The 18,212-nt window shown below is 44.9% G+C and carries 22 protein-coding genes; 13 read left to right on the top strand and 9 right to left on the bottom strand.

The window, feature by feature from the left end; translation table 11 throughout:
• Positions 1-314: 314 nt before the first annotated feature.
• From L3V37_RS22935 to L3V37_RS22945, 3 genes are all read right to left on the bottom strand, one after another.
• Positions 315-1,454: a flagellin gene (locus L3V37_RS22935; protein WP_042521439.1), complete on the bottom strand. Its 1,140-nt coding sequence runs from the start codon at positions 1,452-1,454 to the stop codon at positions 315-317.
• 143 nt (positions 1,455-1,597) lie between these two features.
• Positions 1,598-2,500, bottom strand: coding sequence for a Dyp-type peroxidase (locus tag L3V37_RS22940; protein WP_033907102.1), 903 nt, complete (start codon positions 2,498-2,500; stop codon positions 1,598-1,600).
• A gap of 46 nt (positions 2,501-2,546) precedes the next feature.
• Positions 2,547-3,032 carry a DUF2919 domain-containing protein gene (locus tag L3V37_RS22945; protein WP_025768263.1) on the bottom strand — a complete coding sequence of 162 codons (486 nt, stop codon included), beginning with the start codon at positions 3,030-3,032 and terminating at the stop codon, positions 2,547-2,549.
• Between the two features lie 144 nt (positions 3,033-3,176).
• On the opposite strand from L3V37_RS22945, the gene L3V37_RS22950 reads away from it, so the two are divergent.
• Positions 3,177-3,530, top strand: coding sequence for a DUF2956 domain-containing protein (locus L3V37_RS22950; RefSeq protein ID WP_237307202.1), 354 nt, complete (start codon positions 3,177-3,179; stop codon positions 3,528-3,530).
• A gap of 3 nt (positions 3,531-3,533) precedes the next feature.
• The gene (locus L3V37_RS22955) at positions 3,534-3,866 is read left to right on the top strand and encodes a DUF4156 domain-containing protein (protein ID WP_005380435.1); all 333 of its coding nucleotides are present in this window, start codon (positions 3,534-3,536) and stop codon (positions 3,864-3,866) included.
• A 34-nt stretch (positions 3,867-3,900) separates the two neighbouring features.
• Here L3V37_RS22955 and L3V37_RS22960 read toward each other — a convergent pair whose 3' ends face one another.
• Entirely contained in the window at positions 3,901-4,188 is a 288-nt protein-coding gene (locus L3V37_RS22960) for a helix-turn-helix domain-containing protein (protein ID WP_005380433.1), read from the bottom strand.
• 291 nt (positions 4,189-4,479) lie between these two features.
• Here L3V37_RS22960 and L3V37_RS22965 point away from each other — a divergent pair, with 291 nt between their 5' ends.
• The 4 genes from L3V37_RS22965 to L3V37_RS22980 are packed head-to-tail and all read left to right on the top strand — an operon-like array spanning position 4,480 to position 6,898.
• Positions 4,480-4,830: an ArsC family reductase gene (locus L3V37_RS22965; protein ID WP_005380431.1), complete on the top strand. Its 351-nt coding sequence runs from the start codon at positions 4,480-4,482 to the stop codon at positions 4,828-4,830.
• Between the two features lie 18 nt (positions 4,831-4,848).
• Positions 4,849-5,985: a succinyl-diaminopimelate desuccinylase gene (dapE, locus tag L3V37_RS22970; RefSeq protein WP_213874836.1), complete on the top strand. Its 1,137-nt coding sequence runs from the start codon at positions 4,849-4,851 to the stop codon at positions 5,983-5,985.
• Between the two features lie 14 nt (positions 5,986-5,999).
• Positions 6,000-6,698, top strand: coding sequence for a M15 family metallopeptidase (locus L3V37_RS22975; RefSeq protein WP_025768261.1), 699 nt, complete (start codon positions 6,000-6,002; stop codon positions 6,696-6,698).
• Complete coding sequence (locus L3V37_RS22980; RefSeq protein WP_005380425.1) at positions 6,695-6,898, top strand: DUF2897 family protein; 204 nt, start codon at positions 6,695-6,697, stop codon at positions 6,896-6,898. Before L3V37_RS22975 ends, L3V37_RS22980 begins: the two co-directional genes overlap by 4 nt.
• Before the next feature lie 106 nt (positions 6,899-7,004).
• Here L3V37_RS22980 and bamC read toward each other — a convergent pair whose 3' ends face one another.
• Together bamC and dapA are read right to left on the bottom strand one after the other, a co-directional pair.
• On the bottom strand, positions 7,005-8,024 hold the full coding sequence (bamC, locus tag L3V37_RS22985) for an outer membrane protein assembly factor BamC (RefSeq protein WP_005380424.1): 1,020 nt from the start codon (positions 8,022-8,024) through the stop codon (positions 7,005-7,007).
• Positions 8,025-8,104: 80 nt separating this feature from the next.
• Positions 8,105-8,983 carry a 4-hydroxy-tetrahydrodipicolinate synthase gene (dapA, locus tag L3V37_RS22990; RefSeq protein WP_005380422.1) on the bottom strand — a complete coding sequence of 293 codons (879 nt, stop codon included), beginning with the start codon at positions 8,981-8,983 and terminating at the stop codon, positions 8,105-8,107.
• A 475-nt stretch (positions 8,984-9,458) separates the two neighbouring features.
• On the opposite strand from dapA, the gene L3V37_RS22995 reads away from it, so the two are divergent.
• Together L3V37_RS22995 and bcp are read left to right on the top strand one after the other, a co-directional pair.
• Positions 9,459-10,001 (top strand): glycine cleavage system protein R, encoded by a 543-nt coding sequence (locus L3V37_RS22995; protein ID WP_237307204.1) that lies wholly within the window; start codon positions 9,459-9,461, stop codon positions 9,999-10,001.
• 16 nt (positions 10,002-10,017) lie between these two features.
• On the top strand, positions 10,018-10,488 hold the full coding sequence (gene bcp / locus L3V37_RS23000; RefSeq protein ID WP_005380418.1) for a thioredoxin-dependent thiol peroxidase: 471 nt from the start codon (positions 10,018-10,020) through the stop codon (positions 10,486-10,488).
• A 77-nt stretch (positions 10,489-10,565) separates the two neighbouring features.
• Here bcp and L3V37_RS23005 read toward each other — a convergent pair whose 3' ends face one another.
• Complete coding sequence (locus tag L3V37_RS23005) at positions 10,566-11,639, bottom strand: AI-2E family transporter (protein ID WP_005389843.1); 1,074 nt, start codon at positions 11,637-11,639, stop codon at positions 10,566-10,568.
• 1 nt (position 11,640) lies between these two features.
• On the bottom strand, positions 11,641-11,877 hold the full coding sequence (locus L3V37_RS23010; protein WP_005380414.1) for a sulfurtransferase TusA family protein: 237 nt from the start codon (positions 11,875-11,877) through the stop codon (positions 11,641-11,643).
• Between the two features lie 257 nt (positions 11,878-12,134).
• Here L3V37_RS23010 and L3V37_RS23015 point away from each other — a divergent pair, with 257 nt between their 5' ends.
• Genes L3V37_RS23015 through L3V37_RS23030 form a run of 4 tightly spaced genes read left to right on the top strand, consistent with a single transcriptional unit; the run spans position 12,135 to position 14,986 of the window.
• A complete protein-coding gene (locus L3V37_RS23015) occupies positions 12,135-13,586 on the top strand; it encodes a M48 family metallopeptidase (protein WP_005394337.1) in 1,452 nt (483 codons plus the stop codon).
• Positions 13,587-13,602: 16 nt separating this feature from the next.
• A complete protein-coding gene (gene arsC, locus L3V37_RS23020; protein ID WP_005380410.1) occupies positions 13,603-13,953 on the top strand; it encodes an arsenate reductase (glutaredoxin) in 351 nt (116 codons plus the stop codon).
• Positions 13,954-14,523: an NAD(P)H:quinone oxidoreductase gene (gene wrbA / locus L3V37_RS23025; protein ID WP_237307206.1), complete on the top strand. Its 570-nt coding sequence runs from the start codon at positions 13,954-13,956 to the stop codon at positions 14,521-14,523. It begins immediately after the preceding gene.
• Positions 14,524-14,545: 22 nt separating this feature from the next.
• Positions 14,546-14,986, top strand: coding sequence for a DUF2069 domain-containing protein (locus tag L3V37_RS23030; RefSeq protein ID WP_005380407.1), 441 nt, complete (start codon positions 14,546-14,548; stop codon positions 14,984-14,986).
• 140 nt (positions 14,987-15,126) lie between these two features.
• Here the strand turns inward: L3V37_RS23030 and L3V37_RS23035 are convergent, their stop codons facing one another.
• Entirely contained in the window at positions 15,127-16,335 is a 1,209-nt protein-coding gene (locus L3V37_RS23035; protein ID WP_042521428.1) for a DUF2066 domain-containing protein, read from the bottom strand.
• A 365-nt stretch (positions 16,336-16,700) separates the two neighbouring features.
• Between L3V37_RS23035 and L3V37_RS23040 the strand changes: the two genes are divergently transcribed.
• The gene (locus L3V37_RS23040; RefSeq protein ID WP_005389855.1) at positions 16,701-17,954 is read left to right on the top strand and encodes a uracil-xanthine permease family protein; all 1,254 of its coding nucleotides are present in this window, start codon (positions 16,701-16,703) and stop codon (positions 17,952-17,954) included.
• Positions 17,955-18,212 lie beyond the last annotated feature (258 nt).

An 18,212-nucleotide genomic window follows, 5' to 3' on the forward strand; every position in this document is an offset into this window, starting at 1 on the left:
GTAACGCTGAGCGGTCATCGCTGATACGTTAGTGTTTACATTCACTGCCATGGTGATTTCTCCAATTGATTTTCCGGTGTAGCGGTTTCCGACGTCTCGGAAAACCAAGTAGTTCTCTCAAAGTTACTTTTATTAACGGCGCATGCCCTGTTTTCTTTAGAGAAAATTTTAGATTTTTTTGAAAATAATTCGTTTGGAGGGGTAATCGTGACAAAGCGGATAAAAAAGCAAAAAAACTTTCATTTTTCGCTAAAGCTTCTTTTCGAATTGTCGATACAGGCAGGTTTTGCGTTAAATTCGGGCAAGGCCGTTCATCAGCCAAGCAAGGTCAATGCTAGGTTTGGCGCTTGTTTTGCTTGTGCCAGAATAGAAGTACTGACCTGTTGTAAAATCTGTTGCTTCACCATTTGCGTAGTTTCTTTGGCATAGTCAGTGTCTTGGATACGACTGTTGGAAGCGGCTAAGTTTTCGTGGATATTATCTAGATTATTGATCGCGTGATTAAAGCGGTTTTGATACGCGCCTAACTCCGCACGACTGCCATCTACCGTTTTCAAAGCATCATCTAAAATACCGACCGCCATCTGAGCGCCACCGACCGTGCTAATATCAATACTATCTACCGTTCTATTTACGGTGACATACTTGCCAAGTTCTAACTCATCAGCCAGGCCACCACTGAAGGTTGGTCCAGGGTATTTTATGGCGTCCTTGTGGGACATGAGTAACTGCAGTTGCCCCTCTTCATTAACAGACGCTTTCACTTTATCGGTTTGCCCATTAATGTAAGTCGCGAGTTCTTCTATATCATCGCCAGCTTTAGCTTCAATACGGATCTCCTGCTCTTCAAAATTGTTATCACGGTAGCTGATAACAATTTCATTATTTCCGTTTTGAACCGTCCAATCTGAACTGACTCTTTGATATGAGCTCATTGAAAAGCTACCTAAAGATTCCGGCTGCATGGTCCGCAGGCCAATTTGTACCGCTTCACCAGCCGTTGCACCGATTTGAAAAGACGATGTACCGAATGTGCCATTCAGCAATTTACGTCCGCCAAAGGAGGTCGTTTCTGCAATACGACTTAACTCATCATTTAAAGCAGAGACTTCTTCTTGCAGTGCATTGCGCTCCGCTTTGCTGTTTGAACCATTGGCTGACTGTAGCGACAAATCACGCATACGTTGCATGATATTGGTCACCTCATTCATCGCGCCTTCCGCAGTTTGCATGATGGAAATGCCGTCATTCGCGTTACGTACCGCGACATCCAAACCACGCATTTGTGATTGCAAGCGGTTGGAGATTTGCAGACCCGCAGCGTCATCCTTTGCGCTATTAATACGCTTCCCTGAAGACAAACGCTCCATGGATTGGTTCAGCATATCCGTTGCACTGGTCAAATGACGCTGTGCGACAAGTGCTGCTACATTGGTATTAACGGTGATCGCCACGAATAAAGAGTCCTAAAATTAAGGCTTTGAGTACTTATCGACCAAGTAACAGAAAAGTTTAGTGTTTTTTGAAAAGAGATTGGAATAGAAATAGAAAACAAAAGCCCTCCAATTGGAGGGCTTAAGAAATAAAGTCTGAGAACTTACTTGATGGCTAGCTCTGCGAGCATTTCTTGTGAAGGAGCGAAGAAGTACGCACCAGTTACCGCTTTTGTGAAACGAAGCATTTGGTCTGTTTTACCATCGGTCACGCCGTACATACTTTCTAGCATCACTTTAATGTTATGAAGTGTATTGCAGTAAGAAATAAACAGCAGGCCATGAGGCCCTGTTACCGTCCCGTATGGCAAGCTATGACGGACAATCTTGAGACCTTTTCCTTCTTCTTTAATATCAACGCGACCAACGTGTGATGCAGCAGGAACGTCTTCTAGCTCTATAGAGTCTGGTTTGGTACGACCAATCACTTTTTCTTGCGCTTTGACATTCAAGCGATTCCAAGCGGCAAGGTTATGTTCGAAGCGTTGAGCCATGACATAACTACCTCCAGCAAATGGGCCCTCTTTTACTAGAGCCACATCAGCGCGAGCCTCCCCTTTCGGGTTTTCTGTCCCATCAATAAAGTCTGTCATATCACGAGCATCAAGGTAACGGTACCCATATGTTTCGTCCACAATGGTGACATCTTGTGCCGTCTCTTCTAGGAACTTACGCAACACGTAAAAATGCAAGTCGTGACGAGTCGAGTGACAGTGAATCAGTACATCTACGTCTGTTGCTGGAGCAACGATGTCACCTTCGCCAAGTTGAGTAAAATCAATAAGCTCTTCTGGCGCGTCTACATTAAGGTGTTCCCAAAACGATTTTGTGAATGCGATAGAAAGCGTCAGCGCTGCACCCGGCTGGGTAATGTTTAACTCTTCCACCAACTTTGGCAGTGCTTTCAGTTTTTCTAATACGTTTTCACGGTTTTGGTTCACTTTGAGTTGAGTGTACAGTGCAAATGGCCCGGCTTCTGGCACGATCGCCGTTTGAGCTTGTGACATTGAGGTTTCCTCTATTACTTTGCCCCAGAGTGGGAAGTTATTGTTTTTAATTCTTTGAATGCTGCTGTTCATCGTGCGCCAATTGTGGCACATGAAAACAGTCTTTTACCCATCTTCCATTTAGAAGATAGATCATAAACCAAGCTAATAAGGTAATGGTAAGGGCGTTTGCCCAATTAAACACTCCATGTTCTAGGTACACATGATACATGGTCTGAGCAAGTTGAATACCGCACAAGATCAAAGTGATCTCGCGACCATAGCGAGTAATTCTGTTTACCCATCCTCTGTCGGGATGACGAAGCCCCATTAACCACATAAGAAGCAAACTTGGAATGCCCATCGCCAAACCTAAATACAACGTACTTGAATCTGGGTAAACAATAGCGAGTAGCTTACTGCCACTATCACGACTTACACCAGCCATGGCAAACACCACCCATGAACGCACAAGAAACATCCATCCCACCCATAAAATGATCGGCGCCTTTAAAAATCCATGGGCGTCATATTGGTCAAACGAATAGCGCACAACATCTTCTTCTTTATGTGATAAAAACGTCACTTTAACCTATCGTTTCAGAGTTGCAAGCCAACAAAGATGAGAACTGAAGTTCATTTCAGCACCTTACACAGGTAAACTAAACAAAGATTTACAGCGACGTTGATGAGAAACATGAAAAAAAGAACTCCTGCCACCCCTGTGCCTTCTCAAGAAACTCAAGCCGAAGCGATGAGAATTGCCAAATCCACGCAGAAACCGGGGCAAACCAAAGAGCAAACCAAGCTCATCGCTCAAGGTATCGAAAAAGGCATCGCGCAATATAAGAAACAACAAAAAGAGCGCAACCGCCAAGCCGATAAAGCGAAGAAAAAACAGCAACGTGAAAAACAACGTCAGCATGAAGAGATTATCGAACAAGACAATATCACCGACGATGCGCCAAACCATTCATCAAGCAAACTGCCTTGGACACTATTTGTCCTGAGCTGGATTGGCTTTGCTGCTTACATAGTATTGGGGAAATAGCTAATGAAACGCCTGTTACTTGGACTTTTTGTCGTGCTTCTAACGGGTTGCACGATGCCTTCTCATCTTACTCATGCTCAAAGTCAAGATGTTCATATTCGCATTGACGCGCAATTCGACCCTGAGCGATGCGAATACAAAGGCGAAGTCACTGGAAGTGAAGGCCATTGGTATAACTACATTTTCATGACTAATGACGCGATGATGCAAGGCGCGATGAACGATTTAAAAAACAATGCAGCGGCTATCGATGCGGACACCGTTTTTATGGTTTCCCCACAAGATTTTATCACTTCATTTAGCGTACTGGGTTCCGCCTACCGCTGCAATGGATGAGGCCTGAATATGAAAAAAGCCAGCAATTGCTGGCTTATGCACGAAATCCAAGACTGCTAGCGATATCTCTCTCCCGCTCTAGAACCCATTGGCTATCAAAAGGCCCCCAATCTGAAAGTTGATAATAGCCGTCATTATGACGTCGGCCATCTTGAACGAATATGAGTTCAATGCCGATCCCAGGTAACGCCTTGAGTACATCTTGAATAGTACGACGAGGCCACCCCGTTTTTTCGATCAACTTTGGCACATTCGGCCTTTCTAGGTTTTCCACCAACAAGGCCAAATATAGCCGCCTTGCAAAAACAGGACTCAATTCCATTGACACCTCCTAAAATTGTGCTGATTCATTATTTCGTTTTTGCTCAGCGAGGTGTTGCGTTTGATCAATAACTCGACTTTTCCATTTGATTTAGACGAATTTTTATTCGATTTATAGCGCATTCTTCGTAAATAAGTTATGTGACATTAGTTATCTCAATCTATCTGAAAATATTTTCCACCGCATTTTGTCAGTTTGATTGCTTCTTGATAGGATGCTTTAACAGCCCAAATCACTTAAGTGCGTCTTAACCGCGCCAGTGAAAAATAGAACAAAGAAAAAGGAAAGACTATGTCGATTACCATGTTTGGTATTCCCAACTGCGATACGATCAAAAAAGCCAAGAAATGGTTAGAAGCCGAGGATATTGCTTACGACTTCCATGACTACCGTAAGCAGGGCATTGATGCAGAAATGGTAAGTGAATTTTGTCGCGCTTTAGGTTGGGAACAGGTGCTCAATAAACGTGGCACAACCTACCGCCAATTAGCGCAAGAGCAGAAAGACACACTTAACGAGGAAAACGCCATCGCTCTTTTGGTAGAAAACCCTGCGATGATTAAACGCCCAATTTTAAAAGTGAATGATCAACTTCATATCGGTTTTAAAGCTGATCAATACGCTAGCATTTTCAACTCTTAAATAAAGGAATACTCAAGGATGACAGACAGTCCAGTATTGGCACTTGCTAAAGATCTGATCAGTAGACAGTCCGTAACGCCGGAAGACGCAGGTTGTCAGGATTTGATGATCGAGCGCTTAAAAGCACTCGGGTTTGAAATTGAAGTGATGGTATTTGAAGACACCACGAACTTCTGGGCTCGACGTGGTTCAGAAGCGCCGCTATTTGCGTTTGCTGGCCACACCGATGTGGTACCAGCTGGCAAATTGGAACACTGGAATACACATCCGTTTGAACCGACCATTATTGATGGTTACTTGCATGGCCGCGGCGCAGCTGACATGAAAGGGTCGCTAGCTGCTATGGTCGTTGCTGTCGAACGCTTTATCGCCGAAAACCCAGATCACAAAGGCTCAATTGGCTTTTTAATTACGTCAGATGAAGAAGGGCCATTTATCAACGGTACCGTTCGCGTTGTAGAAACGTTGATGGAACGTGGTGAGAACATCGACATGTGTATTGTTGGTGAACCATCCAGCACCGACGTGGTTGGCGATGTAGTGAAAAATGGACGCCGTGGATCCATCACTGGTGATTTAACGGTAAAAGGAACACAAGGTCACGTGGCCTACCCTCACCTAGCCAGCAATCCAGTGCACGAGTCTCTACTCGCGATTCATGAACTCGCGACGACAGAATGGGACAAAGGGAATGATTACTTCCCACCGACCAGTTTCCAGATCCCGAATGTATCGGCTGGCACTGGTGCGTCTAATGTTATTCCTGGCGAGTTCCATGTTCAGTTCAACCTACGTTTTAGTACTGAGCTTAACAATGACGCAATTGTTCAGCGTGTTACCGAAACATTGCACAAGCATGGGCTGGACTACGACCTAAAATGGACATTCAACGGTGACCCATTCCTGACCGATACGGGCGCACTGCTAGACGCAGTTGTAGCTGCTGTGGCCGAAGTCAATGATACGAAGCCAGCGCTACTTACAACTGGCGGTACGTCTGATGGTCGTTTTATTGCTCGAATGGGAGGCCAAGTCGTAGAGTTAGGCCCTGTTAACGCTACGATTCATAAAGTGAACGAGTGTGTGAAAGTCGACGATCTTGAAAAGTTGACGGACATGTACGAAAACACGTTGAAACACCTATTGGCGAAGTAATCAGCGAGAACACAATGACACCAGAGCAACTCACCGGAATCACTGATTCTCATCTTCAATCCACACTAGTGGGGCAAAAGGCATTTATGCTTCACCCTAAAGTAGTCAATGACTTATTGAAGATGATTAATGCCGCAACCGAAGCAGGTTTCAAAATGGAAATCGCCAGTGGTTTTCGTGACTTTAATCGCCAAAAAGCCATCTGGAACGGGAAGTTTTCTGGTGAGTTGCCAATTCTCGACATCAACTCCCGCCCTTTGAATAAAGCAGAGTTAAATGACGAAGAGAAATTGATGGCCATTTTGCGCTGGTCGGCATTGCCCGGAGGAAGTCGTCATCATTGGGGTTGTGATTTTGATGTCTATGCGCGCAATTTATTGCCTGCTGACACAAAACTCAAGTTGGAACCTTGGGAGTATCTTGAAGGCCACCAGCAGGCGTTCTACCAATGGTTAAAAGCCAACCTTGGTCGGTTCGGTTTCTTCTTTCCTTATCAGCATGATTTAGGTGGCGTTTCGATTGAGCCTTGGCACATTAGTCACCGCGCTGTCGGGCAGCAATGCCTCGAGCAGTTGACGCTTGATGTACTCAGAAGTCAGTTGATTAAACAAAATCAGACCGACAACATTGCAGGGATTGACGTCATACTGAATAATTTGGATAACGTCGTTGCCAAATTTATTCACAATATCACGCCGCCGGAGGCTCTATGATAGAAATACTAACCAATCCTTGGGTCATTATTATTGTAGTGTTGAGCGTGGTCATTGGTAATATTGCCGCACTCAAATATACCGCAAAAATGAAGTTTGGTCAGATGGATAAAAGCCGTAAGAACGATTTAGATAAGCTGAACACATTGGATAAACAGCGCTACGCTGAAGAAGATAAAAACAAAAACGAGCCTCGTTAGTAACTCACCAGCTTCATCTCGACACATTTAATCTAAACATCAAAAAAGGGACCACTAGGTCCCTTTTCTATCATTAAGTAAACACGCCGCGTTAAGCTCGCTTTGTTTACTGCTTCACTGTTGCAGCCAATACAGGCGCTAGTGATTTCAAAAACTCTTCTTCTACTGGCTTGCCAGAGGAGTCGGTGATATTGATAGACGTACGGTTGCCTAAATCACCAAGTAAGAATGTGTACTTACCAGCGGCTAACTCCACTGGTTTAACGCCGATATCGTTCCAGAATTCATCATCCGGAGACGCATATTTCGCAGTGATTGTGCCCTGAGACTGGCTACGCTCTTCAATCTTAAAGCCCATCTTAGGTAGAATATTAGGCAGACGTTGCCAAAGCATGTTGTATTGCGCACGCGCGATAATCACAGGAAGTCCGCTGCGGTCTTTACCCATTGTGATTGGGATCTGTTTAACCAACTCTTGCGCTTTACGCTGTGCTTCTTCACGCACTTCTTGATCGTAGCGAGCGGTGACCAAGTTCGTCATGAACACATTGTAGCGCTCACGGTTGGTCGCCGTTACTTCTTTCACTTGATTGCCTTCACGCCAGTCAATAAGGCTCACCTTAAAGCCGTGTCGACCATTTGCTTCAGCGCGTACGATTTCATATCGGCTGCCAATTTCTAGCTCTTCATCTGGCGAATCCCAAGTCACCCATCCTGTCTCGATGCGAGAGTCTGTTTGGCTTTCAACTGGAATCTCGTTGGCCGCGACCATGTTTTGCACCGTTTGCCAAACTTTATCTAGTTCATCTTTACGAAGTAGCCAAAGTGTCACTTCACCATCACTACTGCGGTCCAAACGTGCACCGGGAATAAGCTCTAGGACTTGTTGAGGTGGACGAATGTCGACATCTTTACCGACACCACCAGCGTAGTTACCCTGAGGGATCTCGTAGTTAGGGTAAAACTGAGGCTGTGCACCCTGTGGGACATTCCACTCACCCAAATTTGGGGAGTTCAAATACTCGAAGTCATCTTTTGCTTGACGACGTTGATTGGCACCACCTGAACAGGCAGTCAATACGAATACAGCTAATGAACTTAACACTAACTGGCTTGAAAGCTTCATCTATACTCCTAAAACACCGAGGGCGCTTTGGCCCCCAGTATGAACTTCAATCCTAGTAACTCAATCTTAATAGCTCAATCTTAATAAATATGGGCGTCTGTTAGCGCCTGCTCGACGATCGGCTGCGATTTTTCAGAAAGCGTAGTTAAAGGAAGACGCAAACCACCTTCTTCAATCAAACCAAGCTTTTGCGCTGCCCATTTTACTGGGATAGGGCTTGCTTCGATGAAAAGGTTTTTGTGTAGAGTCATCAAGCGTTGGTTAATCGCTTCTGCTTCTTCGTACTTACCTTCACTTGCCAAATGGAACATGTCTGCCATGTCTTTAGCTGCAATATTGTTCGTTACCGAGATAACACCATTGCCGCCAAGTTTCACAAAATCCAGCCCTGTCGCATCATCGCCACTTAGTAAGATAAAATCTTCGCCACAAAGTTCACGATGAATTGCAATTCGTTCCAAATCGCCCGTTGCATCTTTTAGAGCCACGATATTATCAAGCTTTGACAAGCGTGCCACTGTTTCTGGCTGCATATCAACAGCAGTACGGCCTGGTACGTTGTACAAAATTAGAGGCACATCACTCGCTTCGGCAATTGCCTTGTAATGTAGAAACAAACCCTCTTGAGTTGGTTTGTTGTAATACGGTGTCACACTCAGGAAGCCAGCAATACCAGAATCAGCCAGTAATTTGCTAAATGTTACTGCCTCATGGGTAGCATTTGCACCCGTGCCAGCAATCACAGGGATGCGACCGTCGGCAAACTCAACAGTTTTATTAACGACCTTTACATGCTCTTCAATGGTCAGTGTCGCTGACTCACCTGTTGTGCCTACTGCCACAATACCGTCTGTACCCGCTTCAACGTGGTACTCTACTAGCTTTTGCAGACCATCAAAGTCTACTTCGCCATCTGCTTTGAATGGCGTAATCAGCGCTACGATACTTCCTGAAAACATGTTTATCTCCCTCATTTAACTCTTTCTGCATGGTACTGTAATGCGATTGAAAAACACAAGAGCGTAAACTCGCTTACAAAGTACAAATGAATGAATAATTATCAGTTGTTAGAGGTCTAGCAACTTAATTGCTCTATTTGGTTTGATTAACGGCAATATTGATAATCGTGTTGGGCTTTCGAGTGACTTTAGAATCTATCAGTGATTTAGAAAATACTGAAGAGCACAAGCAAGGAAAATATACTCTTTGGTCTTGTTAGCCAAGTCAGATCTAAGTGAATAAAACGGCCAGACAATAGGCAAGCACATCATGCAAACGTTTTGTTTATCCTGTAGCCTGCATTTACTGTTTATTTCCCACCGCTCCCCTCAACATCCTCCTGCTTTTTATAGACTAAAAAAGAACTGGCTCGATATTTCTTCGCAATATCTGTGCTAACATCTCTCTATTGAAGAAAGGACAAGAAGCTCATTTATGAAGCAACATCTGGTACTTACAGCAGTTGGAACGGACCGTCCAGGCATTTGTAACCAAGTCGTACAGCTCGTTACTCAAGCTGGTTGTAACATAGTCGATAGCCGTATCGCTATCTTTGGCAGCGAATTTACGCTGATCATGCTCCTGACTGGGAACGCCAGCAGCGTGACTCGAGTTGAAACGCAATTGCCCCTGCTTGGCCAAGAACATGACCTTATTACGATCATGAAACGCACAGCGGCGCACGAACTGCTCGATAACAGCTACACCATGGAAGTGTTTATTGAGTCTGAAGACCGCCCTGGGTTAACTGAAAAATTTACTAAGTTCTTCGCTGATCAGCAGGTTGGTTTAGACTCTCTTAGCGCGCAAACCATCAGCAAGTCGAAAATTCAACTCGATTCTGACCAGTTTCATATTGCGATTACTGCATCTGTAAGCGCGGATTTTAATTTGATGCAGTTACAAGAAGACTTCGATGAACTTTGTAAGTCGCTCAACGTACAAGGTTCTCTGAATTTCATTAAAAACACACTATAAAGTAAAGGAAATCAAAATGAATACGCTGACAGCAGGCTCGCCAGCGCCAGCCTTCTCTTTGCTCGACCAAGACGGAAATACCGTTTCTCTTGAAGACTTTAAAGGCAAGAAAGTACTTTTCTACTTTTACCCTAAGGCGATGACGCCGGGTTGTACTACACAAGCAAAAGGCCTTCGTGACATAAAAGCTGAACTCGATGCACATAACGTGGTGGTACTCGGCGTAAGCATCGACCCTGTAAAGCGCCTAGGCAAGTTCATCGAGCGCGATGATTTAAACTTCACTCTGCTTTCAGATGAAGATCATGCCGTTGCAGACCAGTTCGGCGTTTGGGGCGAAAAGAAATTCATGGGCAAAGTATACGACGGTCTTCACCGCATTAGCTTTCTGATCAATGAAGAAGGCGTGATCGAACATGTGTTCAACAAGTTCAAAACCAAAGATCACCACGAAGTCGTATTAAACTACTTAAACGAAAACGCTTAAACGCTATTGTTTTTCTACAAACAAAAAGCCCAGCAAACTGCTGGGCTTTCTTTTAACCATCATACCTTTGGTAACAACTACTCTTGTTCGACAGGTTCGTTTTCTTCCGTGCTTGGTAATGCATGCCAAACGGCTTTGACTAATGTCGCTAAAGGAATGGCAAAGAACACCCCCCAAAAGCCCCAGAGCCCACCAAAGACTAATACAGCCACAATGATAGCAACTGGGTGTAAGTTTACTGCCTCGGAAAACAGAACAGGAACCAAGACGTTACCATCAAGCGCCTGGATAATACCGTAAGCAAGCAACAACCAATAAAACGGAGGCGTTAAACCCCATTGGAACAAACCAACGATAGCAACAGGTACAGTAACAGCCGCCGCACCGATATAAGGAATCAAAACCGACAGACCAACGGCTACGGCAAGCAACGCCGAGTAACGAAGATCTAAAAGGGCAAAAGTCACGTAACTCACACCGCCCACGATTAAAATCTCTAACACTTTACCGCGAATGTAATTTGATATCTGCTCGTTCATTTCATGCCAAACTTTATTCGCCAATTTACGGTTTTTCGGCAGAATACCGCTTGCGATTCGCAGCATTTCTTCTTTGTCTTTAAGCAAAAAGAAGATAAGGAGTGGCACTAAGATCAAATATACCGCTAGCGTTGCAATGCTAACTAATGAAGCAAGCGACCCTTTGACGACACTTTCACCCAGCCCCAGTGCTTGGTTTTTGGCGTTCGTCACCACGGTTTCTACTATTTCTAAATTGGCTAGTTCAGGATGGCGCTCTGGCAATGTGACAATAAACTTTTGTAGCCCGTTGTACATGTTCGGAATATCGTTAATTAGATTACCGACCTGAGTCCAAATCGTCGGAACCAAGCCAAACAACGCAATTAACATTAACCCGACAAAGACCAAGATCACGATAATAACCGACAAAGTGCGCGGCACGCCCATACGACACATTTTGACAACTGGCCATTCAAGTAGATAAGCCAAAACGATCGCGACAAGTAATGGCGCAATCAAGTGTCCAAAGAAGTAAATGGTGATAAAGCCAAACAGCAAGATCGCGACGAGACTTACTGCGTGAGGGTCAGAGAAACGTCGTTTATACCAACGACTAACCATTTCAAACATCTTATGCGGATTCCTTATTGAAGACAGTCAATGTGTAGTGCTCTGATGTAGATTGGCAATCAACCGAGTACCCTTGGGCACTAAGATAGTTCACAATGTCTCGTTTAGAGCTGTTGTCCACCACTTGAATGACAAGTTGATGATACTGCTTTGCTTCTCCTTGAAAGACCTCAGCAGCATGACGCTTTGCAAGTAACAGTGCCATAGGACAACGTTGCTCACGCAAATCAAGTAACATGGATTCCATTGTATTGCTCTGCACTTATGATAGGGTTGTATTGTAACGGCTTTTTGAGCTGGTGCTAGCACTTCTGACATGATTTAACCACATGCTGAAATAGCTCGGATGTAAAATAATTTACGAAACCAATTCATTTATTTCCGGTCTTACTGTTAGCTTATATCCTCACGGATAACCAAAACGTATGTGGCGCTGTTAATAGGCTCTCGACCTGTAACCACATGCTTATGTATTTTGGAGAACCTTTTAAACGTATGTTAAAACGCACTCGCTCGCTAGTTTGCTTATGTCTTGCTGCTGCCATCAGTTCGCCGACAACTTATGCCAATAGCATTGACTTGCCAGACATTGGCACAGCTGCTGGTGGCACGCTTTCAATAGACCAAGAGTTGATTTATGGCGACGCCTATATGCGTATGCTCAGAGCCAGTAAACCTATCGTTAATGACCCTGTCATCAATGAATATATTGACTCTCTTGGACACAAATTAGTGGCCAATGCGAATGATGTAAAAACGCCGTTCCACTTCTTTATGATTCGCGACCGTAATATCAACGCGTTCGCGTTTTTTGGTGGCTATGTAGCGCTGCATTCTGGGTTGTTTCTTCATGCTCGTTCAGAAAGTGAGCTGGCCTCTGTTGTCGCTCACGAGATAGCGCACGTCACACAACGTCATCTTGCTCGGAGTATGGAAGAACAAGCACGCCGCTCTCCGGCCACATTAGCCGCACTTGCGGGGGCACTACTGCTTTCAATTGCCTCACCCGAAGCGGGGATGGCTGCAATTACAGCAGCAACCGCGGGCAACATGCAAAGTCAAATCAACTACACTCGTGCAAACGAAAAAGAAGCGGATCGCTTTGGTATTTCGACACTAGCAAAAGCCGGTTTTGATGTTCAAGCAATGCCAAGGTTTTTTGGCCGTCTTGCTGATGAGTATCGTTATGCGAGTAAACCGCCACCAATGCTCCTGACTCACCCTCTGCCTGAAGATCGAATTACCGATAGCCGTGCGCGAGCAAGAACCTATCCTCCAATGCGTGTTGTGCCTTCAATAGACTATCATCTAGCTCGCGCGCGCATTGTGGCTCGTTACGCTGGCATTGATGGACAAGCCGCCCTGAGCTGGTTTGAGAGAACCCAAAAGAAAGCCTCTGCGGACATTACACCTGCTTTTGATTATGGTCGAGCACTCGTGCATTTAGACAATAAACGCTTATCTCAAGCGGAACCAATTTTGAAAAAGTTACTGGAACAAGACCCAAGTAACCCGTTTTACTTGGACGCTATGACGGATTTATACATCGAGAAGAAGCAGCCAGAAAAAGCAACCGAGATGCTCCGCAAAGCGTTATCTCGTAACCCTCAAAATAAAGTATTGACCATTAACTACGCCAATGCGCTACTTGAGGACAATAAAAACGATCAAGCCACGCGAGTTCTTCAAAGATACACTCATGACTATCCTGAAGATACAAATGGCTGGCACCTAATATCGAAGAGCTACCACGCGCTAGGGCGTAGCGATGAAGAATTGGCTGCTCGAGCGGAAATTTTGGCATTGCGAGCAAATTGGAATAAAGCGATTCAATATTATAGTGAAGCAAGTAAAATGGCCAAGTTGGGCAGCTTAGAGCAAGCGCGATACGATGCCCGTATCGACCAACTCATGATCCAAAGAGATCGATTCATGGCATTACAATAACGAAATGGAGAAAACCATGTCAGTCGTGATTTATCACAACCCTCGTTGCTCAAAGAGCCGTCAAACACTTGAACTACTTGAGCAAAATGGTGTTACACCGGAAGTCGTCAAATACCTAGACACACCACTTAACGTGGATGAACTAAAAGCGCTGTACGCCCAGCTTGGCTTTTCATCTGTACGTGAAATGATGCGCACTAAAGAAAGTGAATATAAAGAGCTTGGCTTAGGCGAAGACTCCGTCAGCGATGAGCAATTATTCGAAGCAATGGCGAAAAATCCAAAGTTGTTTGAACGTCCGGTAGTCGTTGCTAACGGCAAAGCAAAAATTGGTCGCCCACCAGAGCAAGTGTTGGATATTTTATAAATGGATTGCCAGATCCTTATTTTGTATTTCAGCCGTCATGGCTCGACAAAACAACTGGCAAGACAAATAGCAAGAGGAGTCGAATCGACTCCTCAATGCCAAGCAATTTTGCGTACAGTTGAAGAATTGTCACCTCACTCACACTCCCCTTCTGATCCAATTGTTACTCTAGAGGAACTGAAAACGTGCGACGGTCTAGCGTTTGGCAGTCCCGTCTGGTTTGGCAACATGGCTGCGCCTTTAAAGCACTTCTGGGATCAGACTACACCTTTATGGGTCAGTGGTGACTTAATCGATAAGCCTGCTTGTGTCTTTACCTCTTCCTCTTCGATGCATGGTGGTCAAGAAACAACGTTACAAAGCATGATGACCCCTTTATTGCATCACGGGATGATGGTTTTGGGCATTCCTTATGCCGAACCAGAGCTACACACTACGCAGTCCGGAGGCACTCCGTATGGCGCCAGCAGTGTAGGCCATGAGGCAACCCTCAGCAGTGAAGAGATTCGTCTGGCACAACAATTAGGCAAAAGGCTGGCAACTGCAGCGTTAAAACTAAAAGTCTGTTAGTAAAATCAAGGATAGTTAATCGATGTCTGACTCTTTAGACCAAACACCACTCGGTACACAGGCTAAAACCTATCGTTACCTGGCTTTATTTGGCAACTTAGCCTTATTGGCCTGGGTCGCTATTTGGCAGCTTGCGTTGTCCCCTCACCCTCACCTCAGCAGCACAACACTTGCTATTGCTTGGTGTATTCCGCTATTACTTCCGTTGCCTGGTATTTTGGCTGGTAAGCCTTACACTCATGCTTGGGCTAACTTTGTTCTTATGCTGTATTTCTTGCATGCTCTGACCATCCTTTATGTGGATGGGGGTGAACGCTGGCTTGCGGCAGTGGAACTGATACTGACTTCACTCGGTTTCGCTGGCAATATTTTGTTTGCTAGAGCGAGAGGCAAAGAGCTAGGTCTTAAGTTGAAACGCCTCTCTCAAGTAGAAAAAGAAGAAAAAGCGAAATTCAATAAATAACGCCAATTGCAGTCAATCACTGATCATTGGTTCGAATACGAATTTAGAAAACAAAAAGAGTCGCTATTGCGACTCTTTTTTATGCTTACCACATTGGTCTTTGATCCTTGCGTTTCACGCCTGGAACGCTACCAAGGAGATTACGATGCCGAGCGCCACTCGTAGATCAAGTCATACTGTTCTCGGACAGGCTCCACAATCATCGGCTGAGTTGGCTGTGTTTCGTCACTTGCTTCTGCCACAATATCTACTGGTACTTCAGGCTGCGCTTCTTTTGGCGTCGCGGCGTCTTTTGCTTCATTACTCTGAACCAATGGCTCTTCTTCTTGAGTTGAAGCTGGGGCATCAACTTCACCTAAAGGATCTTCAAAAACCATTAATTGAGAAATAGAAGAAGCTTCTTTCTCAAAAGCTTGTTGTGATGCCAAAAGGTGGATGTTGAGCGTTAACTCGTCCCCTTGAACACGCTTAATCTCTGTACCCGCAACCGAATTAAGTTGTTTTAACGCATTCTCTAAACGGAAGAAGTCCGTTGCAGAGGTTACATTAAGGACTTTCACTGCTAGCGCTTTTGAAGACTTTCCTGAAACCACAACTGCACTCTTACTTGCATAGTAGTCTGCGATGCCATCCACCATTTCTGCAATAGCATTAGCACCTGATGCAGACCCGCTACGCGGAGAACGTTGCGCTTCTACAATTCTCGTTGGCGACTGGTCGTAGAGTGTCCAACGAATTTGTTCACCTTGAGCTCGTACAACCAAAACGGCGTCAGCTGGGTAGCGCTGGCTGGCTTGACCAATTGGCTCAATAAAGCCGCCCCAAAGATCAGAGACATTAACACCGGTCACATCATCAAAATCCCCAACCGGGATAGTGATTGGTAGGCCTCTTAATTTCGCTGCGCTACGAAGTGCTGCAACATTTGAAGATTCAGAATGTTCCCACGCAATGTTACGATCGTAACCCCGTTCTTCAACCATCCAAACTAAAATATTGGCACGATTTGGCGACCAAGATGGCAATTGTGCTTGTGTTAAAAGAGAGCTGATTTGGTCGTTGTTAAACAACATTTTTAGGCTCGCTTTTCCATCAACCTGCCCATAGCTCAGTTGAGAAATGTAACGCGCACTTGAGCTGAGTGCCTTTTTAATCACTGGATTGCTTAAAGAGGATTGAGAACCGGTCGCTCGAACAATCACATCCTGCATACCTTGTTGACGAGCCAAAGACTCACCGTCGTTCTGCTCACTGTCGATAACCACTTCGGCACGATAGATATCCACCTGAGTTAATGCATATACTGGTAGGGACAACCAACCTATCAGTAAGAGAGCTAAATAGCGCATAGTTTTTATAATCCTCTGAACAAGAACCCGAATAATAAGCAACTATCAAATCTTGAGCAAGGTAAGTACTGAGTAAATTGTCTGTATTATGACCAGCTTTGTTAACTCGGGCCTCAACCAGCACTTCAGTGCTATTTTTTATAATAAACTCATTGCTTATTAAGCTATCTCAACAAGTTAGGCTGTCCATTTTTCATCTTCACGCAAGACACGTAAAAGAGGACAATTTGCAAGCAAGCAACTCTCAAAAGTGCTATTTATGGGAAAAATTCAATCGAAAGTTTGATCTATGCAACATTGCAAACGATTGCAGGATGATAGTATTCGCCGGATTTGTCTGCGTATCTTGAAAATAGGGAATTATTATGAAAAACGCGTTACAAGGCGCTCAAATGCTCTTTGTCGCTTTTGGTGCTTTGGTGCTTGTGCCGCTCCTAACTGGCCTTGATCCAAACGTAGCCCTCTTTGGTGCCGGTGTCGGTACCCTCCTCTTCCAATTAATGACTAAACGTTCTGTTCCCATCTTCCTTGCCTCTTCTTTTGCGTTTATTGCTCCTATTATGTTCGGTATCCAAACTTGGGGTATCGGTGCAACGATGGGCGGCTTGATGGCAGCTGGCTTAGTTTATGTGGCTCTAGGGGCGATGATCAAAGTGCGCGGTGTTGGATTTATCCATAAAATTCTCCCGCCTGTTGTCGTTGGCCCTGTGATCATGGTTATCGGCCTTGGCCTTGCCCCAACAGCAGTGAACATGGCAGTAGGTAAAACTGGTGATGGAGCAGCACAGCTAGTTAATGGTGATGCTGCGATCATTATCTCGGCGGTCTCACTGCTCACAACCATTGTACTTAGCGTTTTTGCAAAAGGCTTTTTGAAGCTCGTTCCTATTGTTGGTGGTATTCTTGCTGGTTACTCTGTTTCTCTATTCTACGGTGTGGTTGATTTCACTCCCGTAGAACAAGCGGCTTGGCTAGCCATGCCAAACTTCACCGCGCCAGAGTTCAATATCAACGCAATTTTGTTCATGATTCCTGTCGCTATCGCACCTGCGGTTGAGCACGTAGGTGACATGCTTGCTATCTCAAACGTTACAGGTAAAAACTACCTGAAAAAACCAGGCCTTCACCGCACAATCGCAGGTGACGGGGTGGCAACTATCGCGGCTTCGATGGTGGGTGCTCCACCAAACACCACTTACAGTGAAGTAACAGGAGCGGTAATGCTAACCAAAGCATTTAACCCTGTGATCATGACTTGGGCAGCAATCACCGCAATCGTACTTGCATTGGTAGGTAAGCTAGGTGCGGTTCTTCAAACGATTCCAGTTCCTGTCATGGGCGGCATCATGATTCTGCTGTTCGGCTCTATCGCAACGGTAGGCCTCAACACACTGATCAAGAATAACGTTGATTTACATAAGTCTCGTAATCTAGTGATTGTTGCCGTAACCCTTGTGTTTGGCATTGGTGGTATGGCTTTCGGTATTGGTGAGTTCAGTCTACAAGGTGTGAGCCTATGCGGTATCGTGGCAATTATTCTTAACCTTGTGCTACCAAACGATTTAGGTGAAAACCACGTTGTGGATAACGCACAAATGGAAGAAGAAAGCGCGAAATAGTTCGTTTGCGCCGCTTTATTAGGTGGCGTGTCTTACTCTTCTCCTCTTGTAGATACAAAAAAGGCTTGGTTTTCACCAGGCCTTTTTCTGTTCAGTCTGTTCCGTCCTAAATAAGGTTGACACTTTCCACACCCAAAATTGGAGAGTGTTATGAAATCAACAACTAAAAGAACTCAGCGCGATTACTCCCTCGCTTTTAAACTCACTGTAGTTGATGAGGTTGAAAAAGGAAGCCTCACTTACAAACAAGCCCAAGAG

Source organism: Vibrio sp. D54 (assembly GCF_021728075.1).
Lineage (GTDB): Bacteria > Pseudomonadota > Gammaproteobacteria > Enterobacterales > Vibrionaceae > Vibrio > Vibrio alginolyticus.